This window comes from Azospirillum sp. UENF 312511 (assembly GCF_058780635.1).
Map to the genome: position 1 here is coordinate 231,660 of NZ_JBSNCG010000002.1, position 17,430 is coordinate 249,089.

Below are 17,430 nucleotides of genomic sequence, written 5' to 3' on the forward strand. Positions count from 1 at the left end.
CCCACCCCGGCCCTCCCCCGCTTTGCGGGAGAGGGTGCCTTAGGCGAAGCGGCGGCAGTCCCCTCCCCTGCGACAGCGGGGGAGGGCTAGGGTGGGGGCAAGTGCGCTCAGTCGGCGCGCGCCACCCACTCCTTCAGGGCGGTCAGCGCCCACAATGTTTCGATGGTCGGCACCGGCACACCGCGGCGGCGGGCCAGCTCCAGGACGGTGGTCACGATGGGGTCGATCTCCATGCTGCGCCCCGCCTCGAAATCCTGGAGCATCGACGGCTTATGGCCGGGCACGCCGCTGCCCCGGCTCAGCCGCTCGTCGATGTCGTCGGGCAGGGCGACGCCCCAGGCATGGGCGACGTTCAGGCATTCGCGCATCAGCCGGCCCTGGACGGCGGCCATGCCGGGGGCCTGCTCCATGGCGCCCATGGTGGCGCCGGTCAGCACGCTGGTCGGGCCGACCGCCATGTTGAGCATCAGCTTGCTCCACAGCGGCACGCGGATGTCGGCGGGCAGGCGGGCGGTGGCGCCGGCCGTGTTGAAGGAGTCGGCCAGGGCCTCCAGCTTCTCCGCGTGATCGCCGGGCCGGGGGGCGCCGAAGGCCAGCACCGGCATAGCGGTGTGGGCGACCACGCCCGGCCCGACGATGCGGGCGGGCAGCACCTCCATCACGCAGGCGGCGACCCGCTCCGGCCCGATGGCCGACCAGATGGCGCCGCCGGGATCGACGACCTCCAGTGGCTCCGGCGTCACGCCGTCCCCGGCGCCGTACAGGTACCACCAGGGAATGCCGTTCTGCGCCGCCACCACCAGCGTGTCCGGCCCGCACAGCGCCGGGAAGGACGCGGCCAGGGCCGGCAAGCCGTGCCCCTTCACCGTGACGATCACCACGTCCTGCGGGCCGAGGTCGGCGGCGGAATCGCTGGCCCGCGGGCGGCTGGTCAGAGTCCCCTTCGGGGTCTGCACGGTCAGCCCGCCCTCGCGGATCGCCGCGAGATGGGCGCCGCGGGCCAGCAGCGACAGCTCGTGCCGGCCCGTGGCGGCGAGATACCCGGCCAGCGCGCCGCCAACGGCCCCGGCTCCTACGACGGCGATGCGCATGTCGCTCTCCCTTCCTCAGTCCCGATTACTTGAATTCCAGCGGCGGCAGGTCGTCGTCGAGGTCGCCGCCGAGGCCCTTGAACTGCTCCTCGATCTGCTTGTCGTCGAGCTTGGTGGCGGTCGACTTGTAGTGCATGACCATCTGCGGGAAGGCGATCACCAGGGCCACCATGACGAGCTGGATGACAACGAAGGGCACCGCGCCCCAGTAGATCTGGCTGGTCAGGACGGGGGCCGTCTCCTTCTTCGTGATGCGGTCGATGTAAGGTACCTTCGGCGCCACCGAGCGCAGGAAGAACAGCGAGAAGCCGAAGGGCGGGTGCATGAAGCTGGTCTGCATGTTCACCGCCAGGATGACGCCGAACCACACCAGATCGATGCCCAGACGATCCGCTGCCGGGGCCAGCAGCGGGATGACGATGAAGGCCAGCTCGAAGAAGTCGAGGAAGAAGGCCAGCAGGAAGACCATCACGCTGACGGCGATCAGGAAGCCCATCTGCCCGCCGGGCAGCGAGACCATCAGCTCCTCGACCCAGATGTGGCCGTTGACGCCGTAGAAGGTCAGCGAGAACACCCGCGCGCCGATCAGGATGAACAGCACGAAGGCCGCCAGCTTGGCCGTCGAATAGGTGGCCTGCCGCACCATGTCGAAGTTCAGGCGCTTCTTCATGGCCGCGAGCGCCAGCGCGCCGACGGCACCCATGGCGCCGCCCTCGGTCGGGGTGGCGAGGCCGATGAAGATGGTGCCCAGCACCAGGAAGATCAGCGCCAGCGGCGGCACCATGACGAAGGTCGCCTGCTCGGCCATGCGGGAGATCAGGCGCCGGCCGGTCGCCCGCTCCACCACCGCCACCGCCAGGGCGTAGAGCGCGCCCGCCGCGATGGAGTCACCGATCAGGGCCAGGGTGGTCCATTCGTTGACCGTCAGCCACGCCGCCGCCGCGGTCAGCGCCGCCGTGGCGACGGTCTGCAGGACGAGGCGCTGCGCGCCGAAGCCGCGGTTGAAGGCCGCCGCCAGGAAGGCGACCAGCACCGCCACCGACAGCATCAGCACGACGTAGTCGGCGCCGGACTTCACGTCGGTGCGGCCCATCACCCAGGTGGCGACCGCGCCCGAGAACAGGGCCAGCAGGCCGAGCTGCCAGACGCCGCGCGCGCCGTTCGGCTCGCGGTGGGCGATGGCTTCCGGCGGCAGGCCGGGGGCGGCCTTGGGCCAGATCATCGAGACGACGAAGACGTAGAGGGCGTAGAGGCCGGCCAGCAGCAGGCCGGGGATGAAGGCGGCCTCGTACATGTCGCCGACCGAGCGGCCGAGCTGGTCGGCCATGACGATCAGCACCAGCGACGGCGGGATGATCTGGGCCAGCGTGCCCGACGCCGCGATGACGCCCGACGCCAAGCGGCGGTCGTAGCCGTAGCGCAGCATGATCGGCAACGAGATCAGGCCCATCGAGATCACCGACGCGGCCACCACGCCCGTCGTCGCGGCGAGCAGCGCGCCAACGAAGATGACGGCGTAGGCCAGACCGCCGCGGATCGAGCCGAACAGCTGCCCGATGGTGTCGAGCAGATCCTCGGCCATGCCGGACCGCTCCAGCACCAGACCCATGAAGGTGAAGAAGGGCACGGCGAGCAGCACGTCGTTGTTCATCGTGCCGTAGACGCGCTCGGGCAGCGCCTGGAACAGGTCGGGGCGGAACAGCCCGATCTCGATGCCGATCAGACCGAACAGCAGCCCGTTGGCGGCCAGCGCGAAGGCCACCGGATAGCCCAGCAGCAGCATGCCGACCAGCGTGGCGAACATGATCGGCGCCATGTTGTGGCCGAACCAGCCGCGCCAGCCGTCCTGTTCGGCCAGCGCCGCGGCGCCGGGCACCGGCAGCACGTAGAGCGCCACGGCGACCACCGCCAGCAGCACCAGGGAGATGACGGACAGCCGGACGGCGCGCGGCGAAGGGGTGGGGGAGGTCGTGCTCATCGCGCGGTCACCGGCTGGGAAGGGTGTCGGGGTGGGTGGTGCGCTCGCGTTCGGCCGCCAGCAGCCGTTCCGCCTCGGCCTCGGCCGCCGCCTGATGGCCGCCGGCGCGGTGGTTGTCGTCCTCCAGATGGCCGGACATGATCGCGGCGCGCTTGGCCAGCTCGGACAGGCCCTGGATGAACAGCACGGTGAAGCCCAGCGGAATCAGCATTTTCGCCGGCCATTGCGGCAGGCCGCCGGCGTTCATCGACTGCTCCTCGATCGCGTAGGAGGCGATGGCGAAGGGCCAGGAGGTGACCATCATCACGAAGCTGAAGGGCAGCAGGAAGGTCAGATGGCCGAACAGGTCGATGGTGTCGCGGGCGCGCTTGCCGAGTTGCGCGTTCACGATGTCGATGCGGATGTGCTCGTCCTCCTTCAGCGTCCAGGGGGAGCAGAGCAGGAACACGGCGGCGAACAGCACCCATTGCAGTTCGAGCCACGAATTCGAGCTGATGTCGAACATCTTGCGGACGACCGCATTGACGGCCGACACCAGGATCGCCAGCACGATCAGCCAGGATATCGCCTTGCCCAGCCGCGCGGTGACCGCGTCGACCAGCCGGCAGGCCCCGACCAGGGCCGTCATGAAAGGGGAAGCGTTGGGGCTCGGCATGGTGGGCAGGCCCTCCCGAAAAAGCCGGTCGCGCTCGGCGCGACAATGCCACGGCCGGAGGACGGTGGCCCCGCCCCCCGGTCATGGTTGAGGACGTGCCGGATCAGCGCCGGGCGAGACGCAGGGTGGCGCTGTCGTAGGCGTATTCCGACGCCTGGTTCCACAGGTTCGAGTCCGTCTGGAAGCGGCGGTAGCTCTCGTAGAACTTCTTGAAGGTCGGGTTCTTGTCCGACAGCTCGTCGTAAAGCTCCATGGCCGCCTTGTGGCTGGCCTGCAGCACGTCCTGCGGGAAGGCGCGCAGCTTGGCACCCTTCTCCACCACGCGCTTGAGCGCCGCCGGGTTGAGCACATCGTAGCGCGCCACGCTGTCGACGTTGGCGAGCGCCGCCGCCGAAGTCAGCGCCGCCTGGTAATGCTTGGGCAGGCTGTTCCAGCGGTTCGTGTTGATGAAGAAATGCTGGAGCGAGGTGCCGTCCCACCAGCCCGGGTAATAGTAGTTCGGCGCGATCTTGTAGAGGCCGAGCTTCTCGTCGTCATGCGGGCCGTTGAACTCGGCGGCGTCGATGGTGCCGCGCTCCAGCGCCGGGTAGATGTCGCCGCCGCTGACCTGCTGCGGCACGACGCCCAGCTTGGACAGGATCTGGCCGCCCAGGCCGGAGATGCGGAACTTCAGCCCCTTCAGGTCCTCGGCGCTCTTGATCTCCTTGCGGAACCAGCCGCCCATCTGGGCGCCGGTGTTGCCGCCGGCGAGCGCCTTCAGATTGTGGCCGGCGTAGAACTCCTCCAGCAGCTTGCCGCCCTCGCCGTGGTAGAACCAAGCGTTCTGCTGGCGTGTGTTCAGGCCGAAGGGCAGGCAGCAACCGAAGGCGAAGCTCGGGTCCTTGCCGACATAGTAGTAGGACGCGGTGTGGGCCATCTCCACCGTGTCGTTGCTGGCGGCGTCGAGCGCCTGCAGCGCCGGGACCAGCTCGCCGGCGGCGAAGACCTGGATCTGGAACTTGCCGTCGGTGGCCTCGGCGATGTTCTTCGCCATGACCTCGGCGCTGCCGTAGAGCACTTCGATGTTCTTCGGGAAGCTGGACACGCAGCGCCAGCGGATCGTCGGCTCCGACTGGGCGATGGCCGGGGCGGCGAGGGTGGAGGCGCCGGCAACGACGGCGGCACCCTTGAAGAATTGACGGCGCTTCATGTGGATCTTCCTCCCGAGAATTTTTGTGGCCGAGATTTTTGTTGCCCGGACGAGGCGATGCCGGCCCGAGGCGCTTGGCCCCCGGTGGATGGCCGGGGAGAGTGTGGTGACCCTGACAGTGGATCAGGCGGCCGCACAGCGGAATGCGTATTGCCGGCATATCAGCCATAAGCGCGGCAAGCCATCAGCGACACGAACGGTTTCACCCGAAACCCGCGGCGGCCCGCCCCAAACGGTGCGGGCGCGGACGGTTTGCTATGCCCGCAATGAATATCTGCTACAGGCACGCCATGCGCTCCGCGCCGCGCGATGGGTCGATAAGCTGGGGGCAACTGGTCTCCGACCGCCATCAAACCGACGGATGTTCAATCGCATGAACGGTGTGCGCCATGTCTAGGCTGTCCTCTCCGCTCAACGCCGCCGGAGCCGCCTATCTCGAAGCGTTGCAGGAACGTTTCCGCGAGGACCCCGCGTCGGTGGACGTGAGCTGGCGCGCCGTCTTCCAGATCCTGGACGAGCTGGGCGCCGTTCCCGCCGGGGCACCGCCGGGCGGTCCGGCCGGCGATCCGACGGTTCCGCTGCGGCAGGAGGAGATCCGCCAGCGCGGCCACGCCACCGCCGCCCTCGACCCGTTGGGCCGTGCCGCGCCCTCCGCATCCTCCGTGTCCGAGGACACTGAAACCGCGCGCCTGCGCCGGCTCTATCAGGGCACGCTGACGCTGGAGACCGCGCACATCGATGATCCGGCCCTGCGCTCCTGGCTGCGCGACGCCTATGAAGGGGCGGAGCCCGCCCCGCCGGCCGAGGCGCGCCGCCGCGCCCTGGCGCTGCTGACCGCGGCGGAGGAGTTCGAACGGCTGCTCGGCGTCCGCTATCCGACCAAGAAGCGCTTCGGGGCGGAGGGCATGGAGACGCTGATCCCGCTGCTCGACCGCATCCTCGCGGCGGCGGCGGCGGCGGGCGTCACCGAGGTCCAAGTCGGGACCATGCACCGCGGCCGGCTCAGCCTGATGGCCAACGCGCTGGGCAAGCCGCTGGTCGAGCTGTTCGCCGGCATCAAGGGCATGCACCCCTTCCTGGCCGACCCGCCGGTCCCCGCCGACGTGCCCTATCACATGGGGGTGGAGAGCACCCTCTCCTTTGGCGAGCGGTCGCTGGCCCTGACCCTGTCGCCCAACCCGTCGCATCTGGAGGCGATCAACCCGGTCACGCTGGGCCGCGCGCGGGCGCGCCAGGACCTGGAGCGAGCACAGGGCGGCGAGGCCAGGCGGGTGCTCTGCGTGCTGCTGCACACCGACGGCAGCGTGATCGGCCAGGGCAGCGTGACGGAGGCGCTGCAACTGTCCGGCGTTCCCGGCTTCACCGTGGCCGGCACCATCCACGTCATCGTCAACAACCAGATCGGGTTCACCACCGAGCGGGAGGAGGCGCGGACCTCGCTCCACTGCACCGGCCTCTGGAAAGCGGTGGACAGCCCCATCCTGCACGTCAACGCCGACGACCCCGACGCCGCGCTGCGCGCCGCCGACCTTGCCGTGGCCTTCCGGCAGGCGCACGGGCGCGACGCGGTGATCGATCTTGTCGGCTACCGCCGCAACGGCCACAACGAGATCGACGAGCCACGCTTCACCCAGCCGCTCGACTACAAGGCGATCGACGCCCACCCGCCGGCCCGCGCGCTCTACGCGCAGCGGCTGGCCGCCGACGGGCTGGTCGGTCCCGAAGAGGCGGAGGCGCTGGCCACCGGGCACAAGACCCGCTTCCAGGAGGCGCTGGCCGCGGCCTCCGACCACCGGCCGAACCACGACGGCTTCCCCGGCGGGCGCTGGGCGCCCTTCGCGCCGGCCGGCGCGCTTCCCGCCGAACCGGACACGGGCATCGCCGACGACCGGCTGCGCGGGCTGCTGGCGGCGCTGGCCGCCATTCCCGACGGGCTCGCCGTGGACCGCAAGGTGGAGCGCGTCATCCGCCGCCGCGCCGAGGAGCCGCTGGACTGGGCGACCGGCGAGGCGCTGGCCTTCGCCACGCTGCTGGCCGAGGGCACGCCGGTGCGGCTGACCGGCCAGGACGTGGTGCGCGGCGCCTTCTCGCACCGCCACTTCGCGCTGACCGACACCGTCACCGGGCGCCGCCATGTCAGCCTGAATCACCTGGGTGTGGAGCAGGCGCGGTTCGACGTGGTCAACAGCCCGCTGTCGGAATACGCCGTCCTCGGCTTCGAGTACGGCTACAGCCTGGAGCGGCCCGACGCGCTGGTGATCTGGGAGGCGCAGTTCGGCGACTTCGCCAACGGCGCGCAGATCATGATCGACCAGTTCATCGTCAGCGCCGAGGACAAGTGGCGCCAGCCTTCCGGCCTCGTCATCCTGCTGCCGCATGGGCTGGAGGGGCAGGGGCCGGAACACTCCTCCGCCCGGCCGGAGCGCTTCCTCCAGATGGCGGCGCGCGACAACATCCGCGTCGCCCACCCTTCCACCCCGGCCAACTACTTCCACCTGCTGCGCCGGCAGATGCTGCGCCGCGACCGCAAGCCGCTGGTGGTGCTGAGCCCGAAGACGCTGCTGCGCCTGCCCGCCGCCGTGTCGACGCTGGCCGACTGCGCGCCGGGCACCGCCTTCCAGCCGGTGATCGCCACCGCCGGGGCGCGGGTCGAGCGCATCCTGCTGTGCAGCGGCAAGCTGGCCTACGAACTGGAACGCGAGCGGGCCGAGCGGGGGGCCGACGCGGTGGCGGTGGTCCGGCTGGAAATGCTGTACCCTTTGCCCGACGCCACGCTGTCGGCGCTGTTCCGCCGCTGGCCGGGCGCGTCCTGCGCCTGGGTGCAGGAGGAGCCGTGCAACATGGGCGCCTGGACCTATCTGGACCGCCGTCTGGAGGCGTTGCGCGCGGCGGCCGGCTGCGCCGAGCCGCGCGTTGCCTGCGTGGCCCGCGACGAGGCGGCGTCGCCCGCCGGCAGCTTCCACGGCGACCACGAGGCCGACCAGCGCCGGTTGGTGGAGCAGGCCTTCGCCGGGATCGCCGCGTCCCTCCCGCCCCGCGAGACGATCGCGGCGGACTGAGCAAGAACAACACCAAAACAACACGCACCGAGGAAACGCGCCATGTCGTCCACACCAACCTCCAACGGCCCGCTTCCGCTCTCCGACCTTCTGCCCGAGCTGCTGTCCACCACGGCGGCGGCGCTGGACGCGGTGGCGCGGCTGGCCGAGGCCGCCGAGCGCGGCGTCGCCGCGCTGGTGGCGCCGGACGGGCGCGTCGATGCGGCGGCGCTCGACCGCCATCAGGTGGCGGCGCACGGCTTCGCCTGGGTGGCGACCTACGCCGAAGCGCTGCGCCAGATGCAGGGCTGGGCGGAGCGGCTGGACCGCGCCGGTCGGCTGGGCGAGCTGGAGGCCTGCATGCTCCAGGCTGCCTTCGGCGAGTATCTGGCCCAGCTCGACGGTGGTCTGGCGATGAGCCAGGGCGAGATCGTCCGCCCCGCCGATTTCGGGCTGGCCGACGCGGAGCGGGCGGCCTTCCACACCGACGCGGTGCGCCGGCTGATCGCCGCCGGCAACGCCTCCGCCCTGCGGCTGCGCATCGCCGAGCTGCTGGCCGACGCGCTGCACGGCGGCGGCTTCGGCGAGGCGGCGCTGGAGGACGAGGCGCTCGACATGGTGCGCGAGCAGTTCCGCCGCTTCGTCGCCGACGTGGTGGAGCCGCACGCCCACGAGTGGCACCTGAAGGACGAGCTGATCCCGATGCCGGTCGTCGAGCAGATGGCCGAGATGGGCGTCTTCGGCCTGACCGTGCCGGAGGAGGATGGCGGGCTCGGCATGGGCAAGCTCGCCATGTGCGTGGTGACGGAAGAGCTGTCGCGCGGCTACATCGGCGTCGGCTCGTTGGGCACCCGCGCGGAGATCGCCGCCGAACTGATCCGGTTGGGCGGCACCGCTGAGCAGCGGGCGCGCTGGCTGCCGCGCCTCGCGTCCGGCGAAATCCTGCCGACCGCCGTCTTCACCGAGCCCAACACCGGCTCCGACCTGGGCAGCCTGCGCACCCGCGCCGTGCTGGAGGGCGACACCTACCGCGTCACCGGGGCGAAGACCTGGATCACCCACGGCAGCCGCTCCGACCTGATGACCCTGCTGGTGCGCACCGATCCGGACGCCCCCGGCTACCGGGGCCTGTCGATGCTGCTGGCCGAGAAGCCGCGCGGCACCGAGGCGGACCCCTTCCCGGCCGAGGGCATGAGCGGCGGCGAGATCCCGGTTCTCGGCTATCGCGGCATGAAGGAGTACGAAATCGGCTTCGACGGCTTTGCCGTGCCGCGCGAGAACCTGCTGGGCGGCGTCGAGGGCCAGGGCTTCAAGCAGCTGATGGCGACCTTCGAATCCGCTCGCGTGCAGACCGCCGCCCGCGCCGTCGGCGTGGCGCAGAACGCGATGGAGCTTGGCCTGCGCTACGCCCAGGAGCGCGTCCAGTTCGGCCGCCCGCTCGCCGCCTTCCCGCGCGTCGCCGGCAAGATCGCCTGGATGGCCGTGGAGACGATGATCGCCCGCCAGCTCACCTATTTCGCCGCGCGTGAGAAGGACAGCGACCGCCGCTGCGACATCGAGGCCGGCATGGCTAAGCTGCTGGCCGCGCGCGTCGCCTGGTCGAACGCCGACAACGCGGTGCAGATCCACGGCGGCAACGGCTACGCGGTCGAGTATCCGATCAGCCGTGTGCTGTGCGACGCCCGTATTCTGAATATTTTCGAAGGAGCGGCGGAAATCCAGGCCCAGGTTGTGGCGCGCGGCCTGCTCACCCGGCGCAATTGATCGCGAGACACGGCGGAGGACCGGGCAGGACTGACCTGCCAGGACTCCGCTTGTGCCATACCGGCGTATTCGCTATCCGACCCGGAGACCGAACGACGAGACCTGTCCCGCGATGGAACTTCTGGAACTGCGCTACTTTGTTCAGGTGGCCGACCTTGGCAGCTTTTCCAAGGCGTCGGTCAAGCTTGGCATCACCCAGCCGGCGCTCAGCCGGCAGGTCCAGAAGCTGGAGCACGAGCTGCGCACCAGCCTGTTCTACCGCCATGGCCGCGGCGTCTCGCTGACCCAACAGGGGCGCAAGCTCTACGACGTGGTGCGCCATCTGCTGGGCGCGCTGTCGGAGATCAAGGAGGAGATCCAGGACCAGTCGGAACGGCTCACCGGGTCGGTCACTTTGGGTCTCCCTCCGTCGATCTGCGCCACGCTGGGCGCGCCGCTGGCCCGCCGTTTCCATGAAAACTACCCCGACGCCACGCTGCGCATCCACGAGGTGTTCAGCGGCACGCTGCTCGAATGGGTCGAGGGCGGGCGGCTTGACCTCGCCGTGCTCTACGACGCCCGGCGCGGGCGCAGCATGCTGTCCTCGCCGCTGCTCGTCGAGAATCTGCTGCTCGTCCAGCCCGCCAAGGACGCGGTGGCCGGGGACGACGGGCCGGTCGAGGTGGAGACGCTGGGCGGCCTGCGCTTCGTCCTGCCGGGGCTGGAGAACGGCCTGCGCCGGGTGGTCGACGCGGCGGTGCGGCGGGCCGACATCGACCTGCAGGTCGACATGGAGATCGATTCCGTCACCGCCATCAAGCAGTTGGTGGAGGAGGGCATGGGCTCGACCATCCTGCCCTTCGGCGCCGTCCACCGCGAGGTGCGCCAGGGTCGGCTGATCGCCCGCGAAATCAGCTCGAAGGACATGCACGCCATGCTCGTCACCGCGACGCCGCTGCACCAGCCGGTGTCGAAGGCGACGCGCGCCCTGCTGCGGCTGATCCACGCCGAGGTGGCGAAATGCGTCGCCAACGGCGTGCTGAAGGGCAAGGTCGTCGCCCCCGGCAGCGCCGGGGAGAACAGCGCTCCCTGACGCGACGGTCATGACCGGCTGTGCGGGCTGATAGCAGCTATGACGGATGGTCCATAGCACGGCCGGTGCGGCGCGGATAGCCTCCCCATCACCACATAATCCCTTGGGGAGGAAACAAGAATGACGAAGCGTCTGGACGGCAAGGTCGCCCTGATCACCGGTGCGGCGCAGGGGCTGGGCCTCGCGATGGCCGAGACCTTCGTGCGCGAGGGCGGCCGCGTCGCGGTCGTGGACATCAACGGCGACGCCGCCAAGGCGGTCGCCGAACGGCTGGGCGAGTCCGCCATCGGCATCGCCGCCAACGTCACCAAGATGGCCGACGTCGAGATGACCATCGCCGCCACCGTCGAAAAGTTCGGGCGGCTGGACATCCTGGTCAACAATGCCGGCTCCACCCACGCCAACGGCCCGTTCGAGAACGTGACGGAGGAGGAGTTCGACCGCGTCTTCGCGCTGAACGTCAAGTCGATCTACCTCTATTCCAAGGCGGTCGTCGCGACCATGCGGGCGCAGAAGTCCGGCGTGATCCTGAACCTCGGCTCCACCGCCGGCCTGCGGCCGCGTCCGGGCCTGGTCTGGTACAACGCGACCAAGGGTGCCGTGCACAACATCACCAAGTCGCTGGCGCTGGAGCTGGCGCCGGACAACATCCGCGTCTGCGCGCTCGCCCCGGTCGCCACCGAGACGCCGCTGCTCGCCACCTTCATGGGCGGCGACACCCCGGAGAAGCGGGCGCGCATGATGGGCATCGTGCCGCTGGGCCGCCTGGGCCAGCCGACCGACGTCGCCAACGCCGCCCTCTACCTCGCGTCGGACGAGGCGGCCTTCCTGACCGGCGTGGTGCTGGAGATCGACGGCGGGCGTTGCGTGTAAAGCGCGTCGATTGTTGCCCCCACCCCGACCCTCCCCCGCTCCCGCAGGGGAGGGAGAATGGTCCCCTCCCCTGCGAAGCGGGGGAGGGTCGGGGTGGGGGCACTCCGTCCACCACGTTGTTTCTATCTGGATCGAGACTCCCATGTCCTCGCTTCTCTCCGATCTGCGCGTCGTCGAGGTGTCAGCCTTCATCGCGGCACCGCTGGGCGGCATGACGCTGGCCCAGCTGGGCGCCGAGGTGATCCGCATCGACCCCATCGGCGGCAACATCGACTACCGGCGCTGGCCGGTGGCGCCGAACGGCACCAGCCTCTATTGGACGGCGCTGAACAAGGCGAAGCGGTCGGTGACGCTGGCGCTCGACCGGCCGGAGGGGCGGGAAATCGCTCAGGCGATCATCACCGCCGCGGGCGAGAACGCGGGATTCCTGCTGACCAACCTGCCGGCCAGCGGCTGGATGGGCTACGAGGCGCTGTCGGCCAAGCGCGACGACCTGATCATGCTGCGGCTGACCGGCAACCCGGACGGGTCGGCGGCGGTCGACTACACCGTCAACTGCGCCAGCGGCTTCCCGATGGCGACCGGCCGCGGCGGCGAGCCGGTCAACCATGTGCTGCCGGCCTGGGACGTCGCCGCCGGCCTCTATCTGGCGACCGGTCTGCTGGCGGCGGAGCGGCACCGCCGCCGCACCGGGCGGGGGCAGGAGGTGACGGTGGCGCTGGCCGACGTGATGCTGGCGACGGTCGGCAACCTCGGCTACCTCGCCGATGTCCGGGTGAACGGTGCGGTGCGGCCGCCGATGGGCAACGACCTCTACGGTGCCTATGGCCGCGACTTCGCCACCGCCGACGGGCGGCGGGCGATGGTCGTCGCCATCTCCAACCGCCAGTGGAAGGCGCTGGGCAAGGCGACCGGGCTGACCGAGCGGCTGGCGATGATCGGCCCGCTGATGGACGTGGACATGAACGACGAGGGCGGGCGTTTCGTGGCGCGCGACGCCATCTCCGCCGTGCTCGCCCCCTGGTTCGCCGCCCGCACCCTGTCCGAGGTGGAGAGCGCCTTCGCCGGGGCGGGCGTGCTGTGGGGGCCGTACCGGGATTTCGGCCAGCTGGTGGCGGAGGACGCGCGCTGCTCCACCGCCAACCCGCTGTTCCGCGAGGTCGAGCAGCCGGAGGTCGGGCCGCTGCTGGTTCCCGGCTCGCCCCTCGGCTTCCCCGGTCTGGGCGAGCGCACCGACCACCGCCCGGCGCCCGTCCTGGGGCAGGACACCGACGCGGTGCTGGCCGACCTGCTCGGCCTGCCGTCGGCCGAGATCGGCCGCCTGCACGACGCCGGCATCGTCGCCTGATCCTGTGAGCGGGGCGAGACGACCGGCGCGCGGGGGTGTTGGTGAGGCTTACGGCGGGCCGCATCGGCCCGCCTGATGCCGGAGGATGACGCGATGGGCGACAACCGCAACACCGACTCCCAACCGCAAGCCGAGAAGGACCGCGCGACCGGCAAGCCCGAGGACAAGCCGGCGGCGACCAAGGACGAGATGACCAAGGCCCAGGAGGACGCCGCGCGTGAGCGTGCGGACAAGGGCGGCTATCAGTGACCGGCGTCACCTGATCGGCACCAGCTGAACGGCACCAGCTGAACGGCAACGGTCCGCGAGTTTGCCCCCGGGCAAAGACGGCGTCCGTCTCCCGCGTCATGGTCCCTTCCGGTCATCACTTCCGGAGGCACAGCGGACATGACGGAAACTCCCGTACCGACGGCGGTGGTCGCTGCGGATGGCGCTGTGGACGGCGAGGCCGCCGATTGGGGGCCTCTCTCCAGCCTGCCCGGCAACCCCATGATGTGGATTCTCATCCTGGGGGAGCTGGCGGCCTTCGGGGCGATGTTCATCGGCTTCGCGGTGGCGCGCGCGCTGGACCCGGCGACCTTCGACGCGTCGCAGGCGCAGTTGGACCGTCTGCTCGGCGGCATGAACACCATGGTCCTGGTGACGAGCGGCTGGCTGGTCGCGGTCGCCGTGCGGCGCCGGGCCTCGGGCCGCTCCTATCGGGCGGCGATGCTCGGCGCGATGGCCCTCGGCGGCCTGTTCCTTGCCATCAAGGCGGTCGAGTACGGCGACAAGATCGGCCGGGACCTGACGCTGGAGACCAACAGCTTCTTCCAGCTCTATTATCTGCTGACCGGTTTTCACGCGATGCACGTCGCCGCGGGCATCGTGATCCTGGGCATCGTCACGTGGTGGGACAGCCTGGAGAATCTAGAGACCGGGGCCGCCTTCTGGCACATGGTGGACCTGATCTGGGTGCTGCTCTACCCCATCGTCTATCTGCTGAGGTGAAGCGATGGCGCTCCTGACGCGCACCTGGATGGTTCTGATGCTGCTCACCGCCGTCTCGATGTGGGCGGGGCATGGCAGCGGCGGTCTCGGGCCGCTCGGGGTCGGACTCGTCCTCGCCGCGGCCAATCTCAAGGCCGACCGGATCCTCACCCATTACCTGGACCTTCACCGCGCGGACGGCGGCTGGCGCGCGGCGTTCCGGAGCCTGCTCACGCTGCTGGGAATGGCCATCTTCGGGATTTACGTGCTTGTCCCGATGATCGGTCCGGCCCTTCGCTGAGAGGCGGTTCGGACCCGTCGTCGGGCCGGGCGGTCACAGGTCCATGGTGGTGTCCGGCCCCGCCGCGGCTCCCTGACTCGACGCCGCCAGCAGATTGGCGCGGACCAGCGTCAGATGCTGGAGCAGTTCGGCGCGGGCCTTCGCCCCGTCGCGGTCGAGCAGGGCCGAGACGATGCGGCGGTGCTGCTCCTGATAGATCGCGCGGCGCTGCGGAGTGACGCTGCGCGCCTTCAGCCGGCCCCATTCGGGCTGGTTGCGGATGTCGTTGATGGCATCGTAGATGTCCATCAGCAGGCCGTTCTTCGTCGCGGCGATGATGGCGACGTGGAGCATCCCGTCCCAATGCTCGAAGTCGGGCACGTCGCGCGCCTGATCGGCGCGCAGCAGGCACTCCTCCAGCCGTTGCAGGTCGGCGGCGTTCGCCCGGCTGGCCGCCAGCTCCGCCGCCAGCGGCTCGACCATCAGCCGCACCTCCATCACCTCGGTCGGGCTGGCGCCGTGGATGCGCCGGACAAGGTTCTCGCCGTCCTGCGGCGCGAGCAGGCGGATCGCCGCGCCGAGCGCCGGCTCCAATCCGCCCGCGACGAAGGAGCCGCGGCCGACGTGACGGACGATCTTCCCCTGGTCCTCCAACTGACGCAGGCTTTTGCGCAGCGTGTTGCGGGACACGCCGAAGCGCTTTTCCAGATCGCGTTCCGTCGGCAGCTTGGTGCCGGGCCCCCAGCTGCCATCGGCGATGTTGCGCTCGATGAACTGCACGACGGCGTTGGCGCCGTTGGCGGCCCGGTCCCTGAGATTCAGCGTGTCCATTCCCGTCCTCGTTCCGAGGAGATGATCCAAACGTGATCCAATTCTAGCCAGCTCTTGGGCGTTTCGCAACGCAAACCTCAAATTTTCATCACGGCCGAACGTCATACTTCCATTTTTTCAGTTGACCAAACAATCACCAAGCCGGCCTAATTGGCTCACAAGCCGATCCGCGGTTCTGGTTTGGTGAGAAATTGGCTCAACAATGGGCGAGAAGGAAACGCCATGAAGTTTGCGACCATCCAGCTTGACGGACGCCGCGCCGTCGCGGTCATCGATCCGGACAAGGAGCGGGTCTGGCCGTTGGAATCGCTGCTCGGCGAGCCGGTGGACGATCTCCTCGACGTCATCCGCCGCTATGACGAGATCAAGGGGCGCATCAATGTCGAAGGGGAGGGCATCGGCCTCTCCCGCGTCCGGCTGGAGGCTCCCATCCCGCGTCCGGCGCGCAACATCTTCTGCGTCGGCAAGAACTACCACGACCACGCCCGCGAATTCGCCGGTAGCGGCTACGACAGCAGCGCCACCGGCGCCGCGGACGCCGTGCCGGCGCTGCCGATCTTCTTCACCAAGGTTCCGGAAAGCGTCATCGGGCCGGACGAGGCGATCCTCTACCCCCGCGGCATCAGCGAGCAGATCGACTACGAGGTCGAACTGGCGCTGGTGATCGGCAAGGGCGGCAAGAACATCGCGCCGGAGGACGCCTACCGGCATGTCTGGGGCTACACCGTCATCAACGACGTGACCGCCCGCGACGTCCAGAAGCGGCACAAGCAGTGGCTGCTCGGCAAGTCCTTCGACACCTTCTGCCCGATGGGACCGTGGGTCGTCACCGCCGACGAGCTGGACCCGACCGACCTCCAGGTGAAGACCTGGGTCAACGGCGAGTTGCGCCAGAACGCCAGCACCCGCGACCTGATCTTCGACATCCCGACCCTCGTCGCGACGGCGTCCGCCGGCATCACGCTGTACCCCGGCGACATCATCGCCACCGGCACCCCGGCCGGCGTCGGGCTGGGCTTCTCGCCGCCGAAATTCCTGTTCCCCGGTGACCGCGTCACGGTCGAGGTCAGCGGCATCGGCGCGCTGAGCAACACGCTCGCCTGATTGGGTGCCTGAGCGGCAGTAAGACAACCATCAACCGAAGAGAGGGGCATATGGCACCGCAATTGGCCGTCGAGGTGCACGGCAACGGCGATCCGGTCCTGCTGGTCCACGGGCTTGGCGGAACCTCCAACGTGTTCGGTCCGCAGGTGGGCGTTCTGTCGCGTTTCTTCCAGTGCATCCGGCCCGACCTTCCCGGCTCCGGACGCAGCTCCGCCGACGGGCCGCTGTCCATCGCCGGGCTTGCCGACGCGGTCGAGGGCGTGATGGACGAGCGCGGGCTCGACCGCGTCCATCTCGTCGGCCACTCGCTCGGCACCATCGTCTGCCAGCACGTCGCGGCGCGCCGTCCGAGCCGCGTCCGGAGCCTCGCCCTGATCGGCCCGCTCCACGCGCCGCCCGACGCCGCCCGTCCGGTCATCCGCGACCGCGCGGCCAAGGCGCGGGCGGAGGGCATGGTCGGCATCGCCGACGCCATCGTCCAGGCCGGGACCTCGGCGGACACCAAGGCCAACCGGCCGGAGGTCGCGGCCTTGGTCCGCGAAATCCTGATGCGCCAGGACCCGGAGGGCTACGCCCGAACCTGCGAGGCGCTGGCCGCCGCGGAGCCGGCGGACGTCGCGCGGATCGCCTGCCCGACGCTGCTGGTCACCGGCGACGAGGACGGCACGGCGCCGCCGACCGCCGTGCGGGCGCTGCACCGGAAGATCGCCGGATCGTCCCTGCGCATCCTCGACCGCTGCGGCCATTGGACGACCTTCGAACGCCCCGCCGAGGTGAACGAGGCGCTGGTGAACTTCCTGTTCTCGGTGGACTGATGGACAGGCCGCCGGCCCCGGTGCGGCACATCCTGTCGGTGTGCCGCACCTGCCACCGCTACGCGGCGCGCAGCCCCGGCGAGCCGACACCCGGCGAGCGGCTGGCCGACCGGCTGGAAGCGCTGATCGCCGGGACCGCGCTGGCCGAGCGGCTGACCCTGCGGCGCGTCGAATGCCTCAGCGGCTGCCGCCACCCCTGCAACGTGTCGCTGTCGGCCTTCGGCAAGACCCGGCTGCGCTTCAACAACGTCGGGCCGGAGCAGGCGGAGCCGCTGGTCGTCCTGGCGCGCCGCTATCTGGACAGCGCCGGCGGCGAGGTGCGGGGGGAGGCGGGGCCGCTCGGGCTGGAGGCCCGCATCGCCTCCGCCGTCCCACCGCCCTTCCAATCGAACTGAAGCCCAAGTCCAACTGAAGCCCACAACA

The 17,430-nt window shown here is 70.1% G+C and carries 16 protein-coding genes; 11 read left to right on the plus strand and 5 right to left on the minus strand.

The features are described from left to right. Window positions 1-107: 107 nt before the first annotated feature. The 4 genes from ACWPN7_RS09445 to ACWPN7_RS09460 form a co-directional block, all read right to left on the minus strand. Window positions 108-1,091 carry a ketopantoate reductase family protein gene (locus ACWPN7_RS09445; protein ID WP_459197246.1) on the minus strand — a complete coding sequence of 328 codons (984 nt, stop codon included), beginning with the start codon at window positions 1,089-1,091 and terminating at the stop codon, window positions 108-110. Window positions 1,092-1,116: 25 nt separating this feature from the next. Further along, window positions 1,117-3,069, minus strand: coding sequence for a TRAP transporter large permease (locus ACWPN7_RS09450; protein ID WP_103041245.1), 1,953 nt, complete (start codon window positions 3,067-3,069; stop codon window positions 1,117-1,119). A gap of 7 nt (window positions 3,070-3,076) precedes the next feature. Then, window positions 3,077-3,724 carry a TRAP transporter small permease subunit gene (locus ACWPN7_RS09455; protein ID WP_247887661.1) on the minus strand — a complete coding sequence of 216 codons (648 nt, stop codon included), beginning with the start codon at window positions 3,722-3,724 and terminating at the stop codon, window positions 3,077-3,079. Between the two features lie 103 nt (window positions 3,725-3,827). After that, window positions 3,828-4,913 (minus strand): TRAP transporter substrate-binding protein, encoded by a 1,086-nt coding sequence (locus tag ACWPN7_RS09460; protein ID WP_040137914.1) that lies wholly within the window; start codon window positions 4,911-4,913, stop codon window positions 3,828-3,830. Between the two features lie 389 nt (window positions 4,914-5,302). On the opposite strand from ACWPN7_RS09460, the gene ACWPN7_RS09465 reads away from it, so the two are divergent. The 8 genes from ACWPN7_RS09465 (at window position 5,303) to ACWPN7_RS09500 (ending at window position 14,278) form a co-directional block, all read left to right on the plus strand. Then, window positions 5,303-7,972 (plus strand): 2-oxoglutarate dehydrogenase E1 component, encoded by a 2,670-nt coding sequence (locus ACWPN7_RS09465; RefSeq protein ID WP_459197247.1) that lies wholly within the window; start codon window positions 5,303-5,305, stop codon window positions 7,970-7,972. Window positions 7,973-8,014: 42 nt separating this feature from the next. After that, window positions 8,015-9,715: an acyl-CoA dehydrogenase family protein gene (locus tag ACWPN7_RS09470; RefSeq protein WP_459197248.1), complete on the plus strand. Its 1,701-nt coding sequence runs from the start codon at window positions 8,015-8,017 to the stop codon at window positions 9,713-9,715. A 112-nt stretch (window positions 9,716-9,827) separates the two neighbouring features. After that, window positions 9,828-10,787 carry a LysR family transcriptional regulator gene (locus ACWPN7_RS09475; RefSeq protein WP_014199620.1) on the plus strand — a complete coding sequence of 320 codons (960 nt, stop codon included), beginning with the start codon at window positions 9,828-9,830 and terminating at the stop codon, window positions 10,785-10,787. 120 nt (window positions 10,788-10,907) lie between these two features. Next, window positions 10,908-11,660: a glucose 1-dehydrogenase gene (locus ACWPN7_RS09480; protein WP_040137916.1), complete on the plus strand. Its 753-nt coding sequence runs from the start codon at window positions 10,908-10,910 to the stop codon at window positions 11,658-11,660. A gap of 142 nt (window positions 11,661-11,802) precedes the next feature. Continuing rightward, window positions 11,803-13,008, plus strand: a complete 1,206-nt coding sequence (locus ACWPN7_RS09485; RefSeq protein ID WP_459197249.1) for a CoA transferase — start codon at window positions 11,803-11,805, stop codon at window positions 13,006-13,008. Window positions 13,009-13,083: 75 nt separating this feature from the next. Next, entirely contained in the window at window positions 13,084-13,257 is a 174-nt protein-coding gene (locus tag ACWPN7_RS09490; RefSeq protein WP_160174881.1) for a hypothetical protein, read from the plus strand. Between the two features lie 138 nt (window positions 13,258-13,395). Next, window positions 13,396-13,998: a cytochrome c oxidase subunit 3 family protein gene (locus ACWPN7_RS09495; RefSeq protein WP_149649327.1), complete on the plus strand. Its 603-nt coding sequence runs from the start codon at window positions 13,396-13,398 to the stop codon at window positions 13,996-13,998. Between the two features lie 4 nt (window positions 13,999-14,002). Further along, window positions 14,003-14,278: a cytochrome C oxidase subunit IV family protein gene (locus ACWPN7_RS09500; RefSeq protein WP_149649328.1), complete on the plus strand. Its 276-nt coding sequence runs from the start codon at window positions 14,003-14,005 to the stop codon at window positions 14,276-14,278. 33 nt (window positions 14,279-14,311) lie between these two features. Here ACWPN7_RS09500 and ACWPN7_RS09505 read toward each other — a convergent pair whose 3' ends face one another. Beyond that, entirely contained in the window at window positions 14,312-15,088 is a 777-nt protein-coding gene (locus ACWPN7_RS09505) for a FadR/GntR family transcriptional regulator (protein ID WP_051658740.1), read from the minus strand. A 222-nt stretch (window positions 15,089-15,310) separates the two neighbouring features. Between ACWPN7_RS09505 and ACWPN7_RS09510 the strand changes: the two genes are divergently transcribed. From ACWPN7_RS09510 to ACWPN7_RS09520, 3 genes are read left to right on the plus strand one after another with little or no spacing between them, the layout of a single operon-like run. Further along, a complete protein-coding gene (locus ACWPN7_RS09510) occupies window positions 15,311-16,192 on the plus strand; it encodes a fumarylacetoacetate hydrolase family protein (RefSeq protein ID WP_103041248.1) in 882 nt (293 codons plus the stop codon). A 50-nt stretch (window positions 16,193-16,242) separates the two neighbouring features. Beyond that, window positions 16,243-17,007: an alpha/beta fold hydrolase gene (locus tag ACWPN7_RS09515; RefSeq protein ID WP_149649329.1), complete on the plus strand. Its 765-nt coding sequence runs from the start codon at window positions 16,243-16,245 to the stop codon at window positions 17,005-17,007. Beyond that, the gene (locus ACWPN7_RS09520; RefSeq protein WP_149649330.1) at window positions 17,007-17,402 is read left to right on the plus strand and encodes a DUF1636 domain-containing protein; all 396 of its coding nucleotides are present in this window, start codon (window positions 17,007-17,009) and stop codon (window positions 17,400-17,402) included. The genes ACWPN7_RS09515 and ACWPN7_RS09520 overlap by 1 nt, the downstream gene beginning before the upstream one ends. Window positions 17,403-17,430 lie beyond the last annotated feature (28 nt).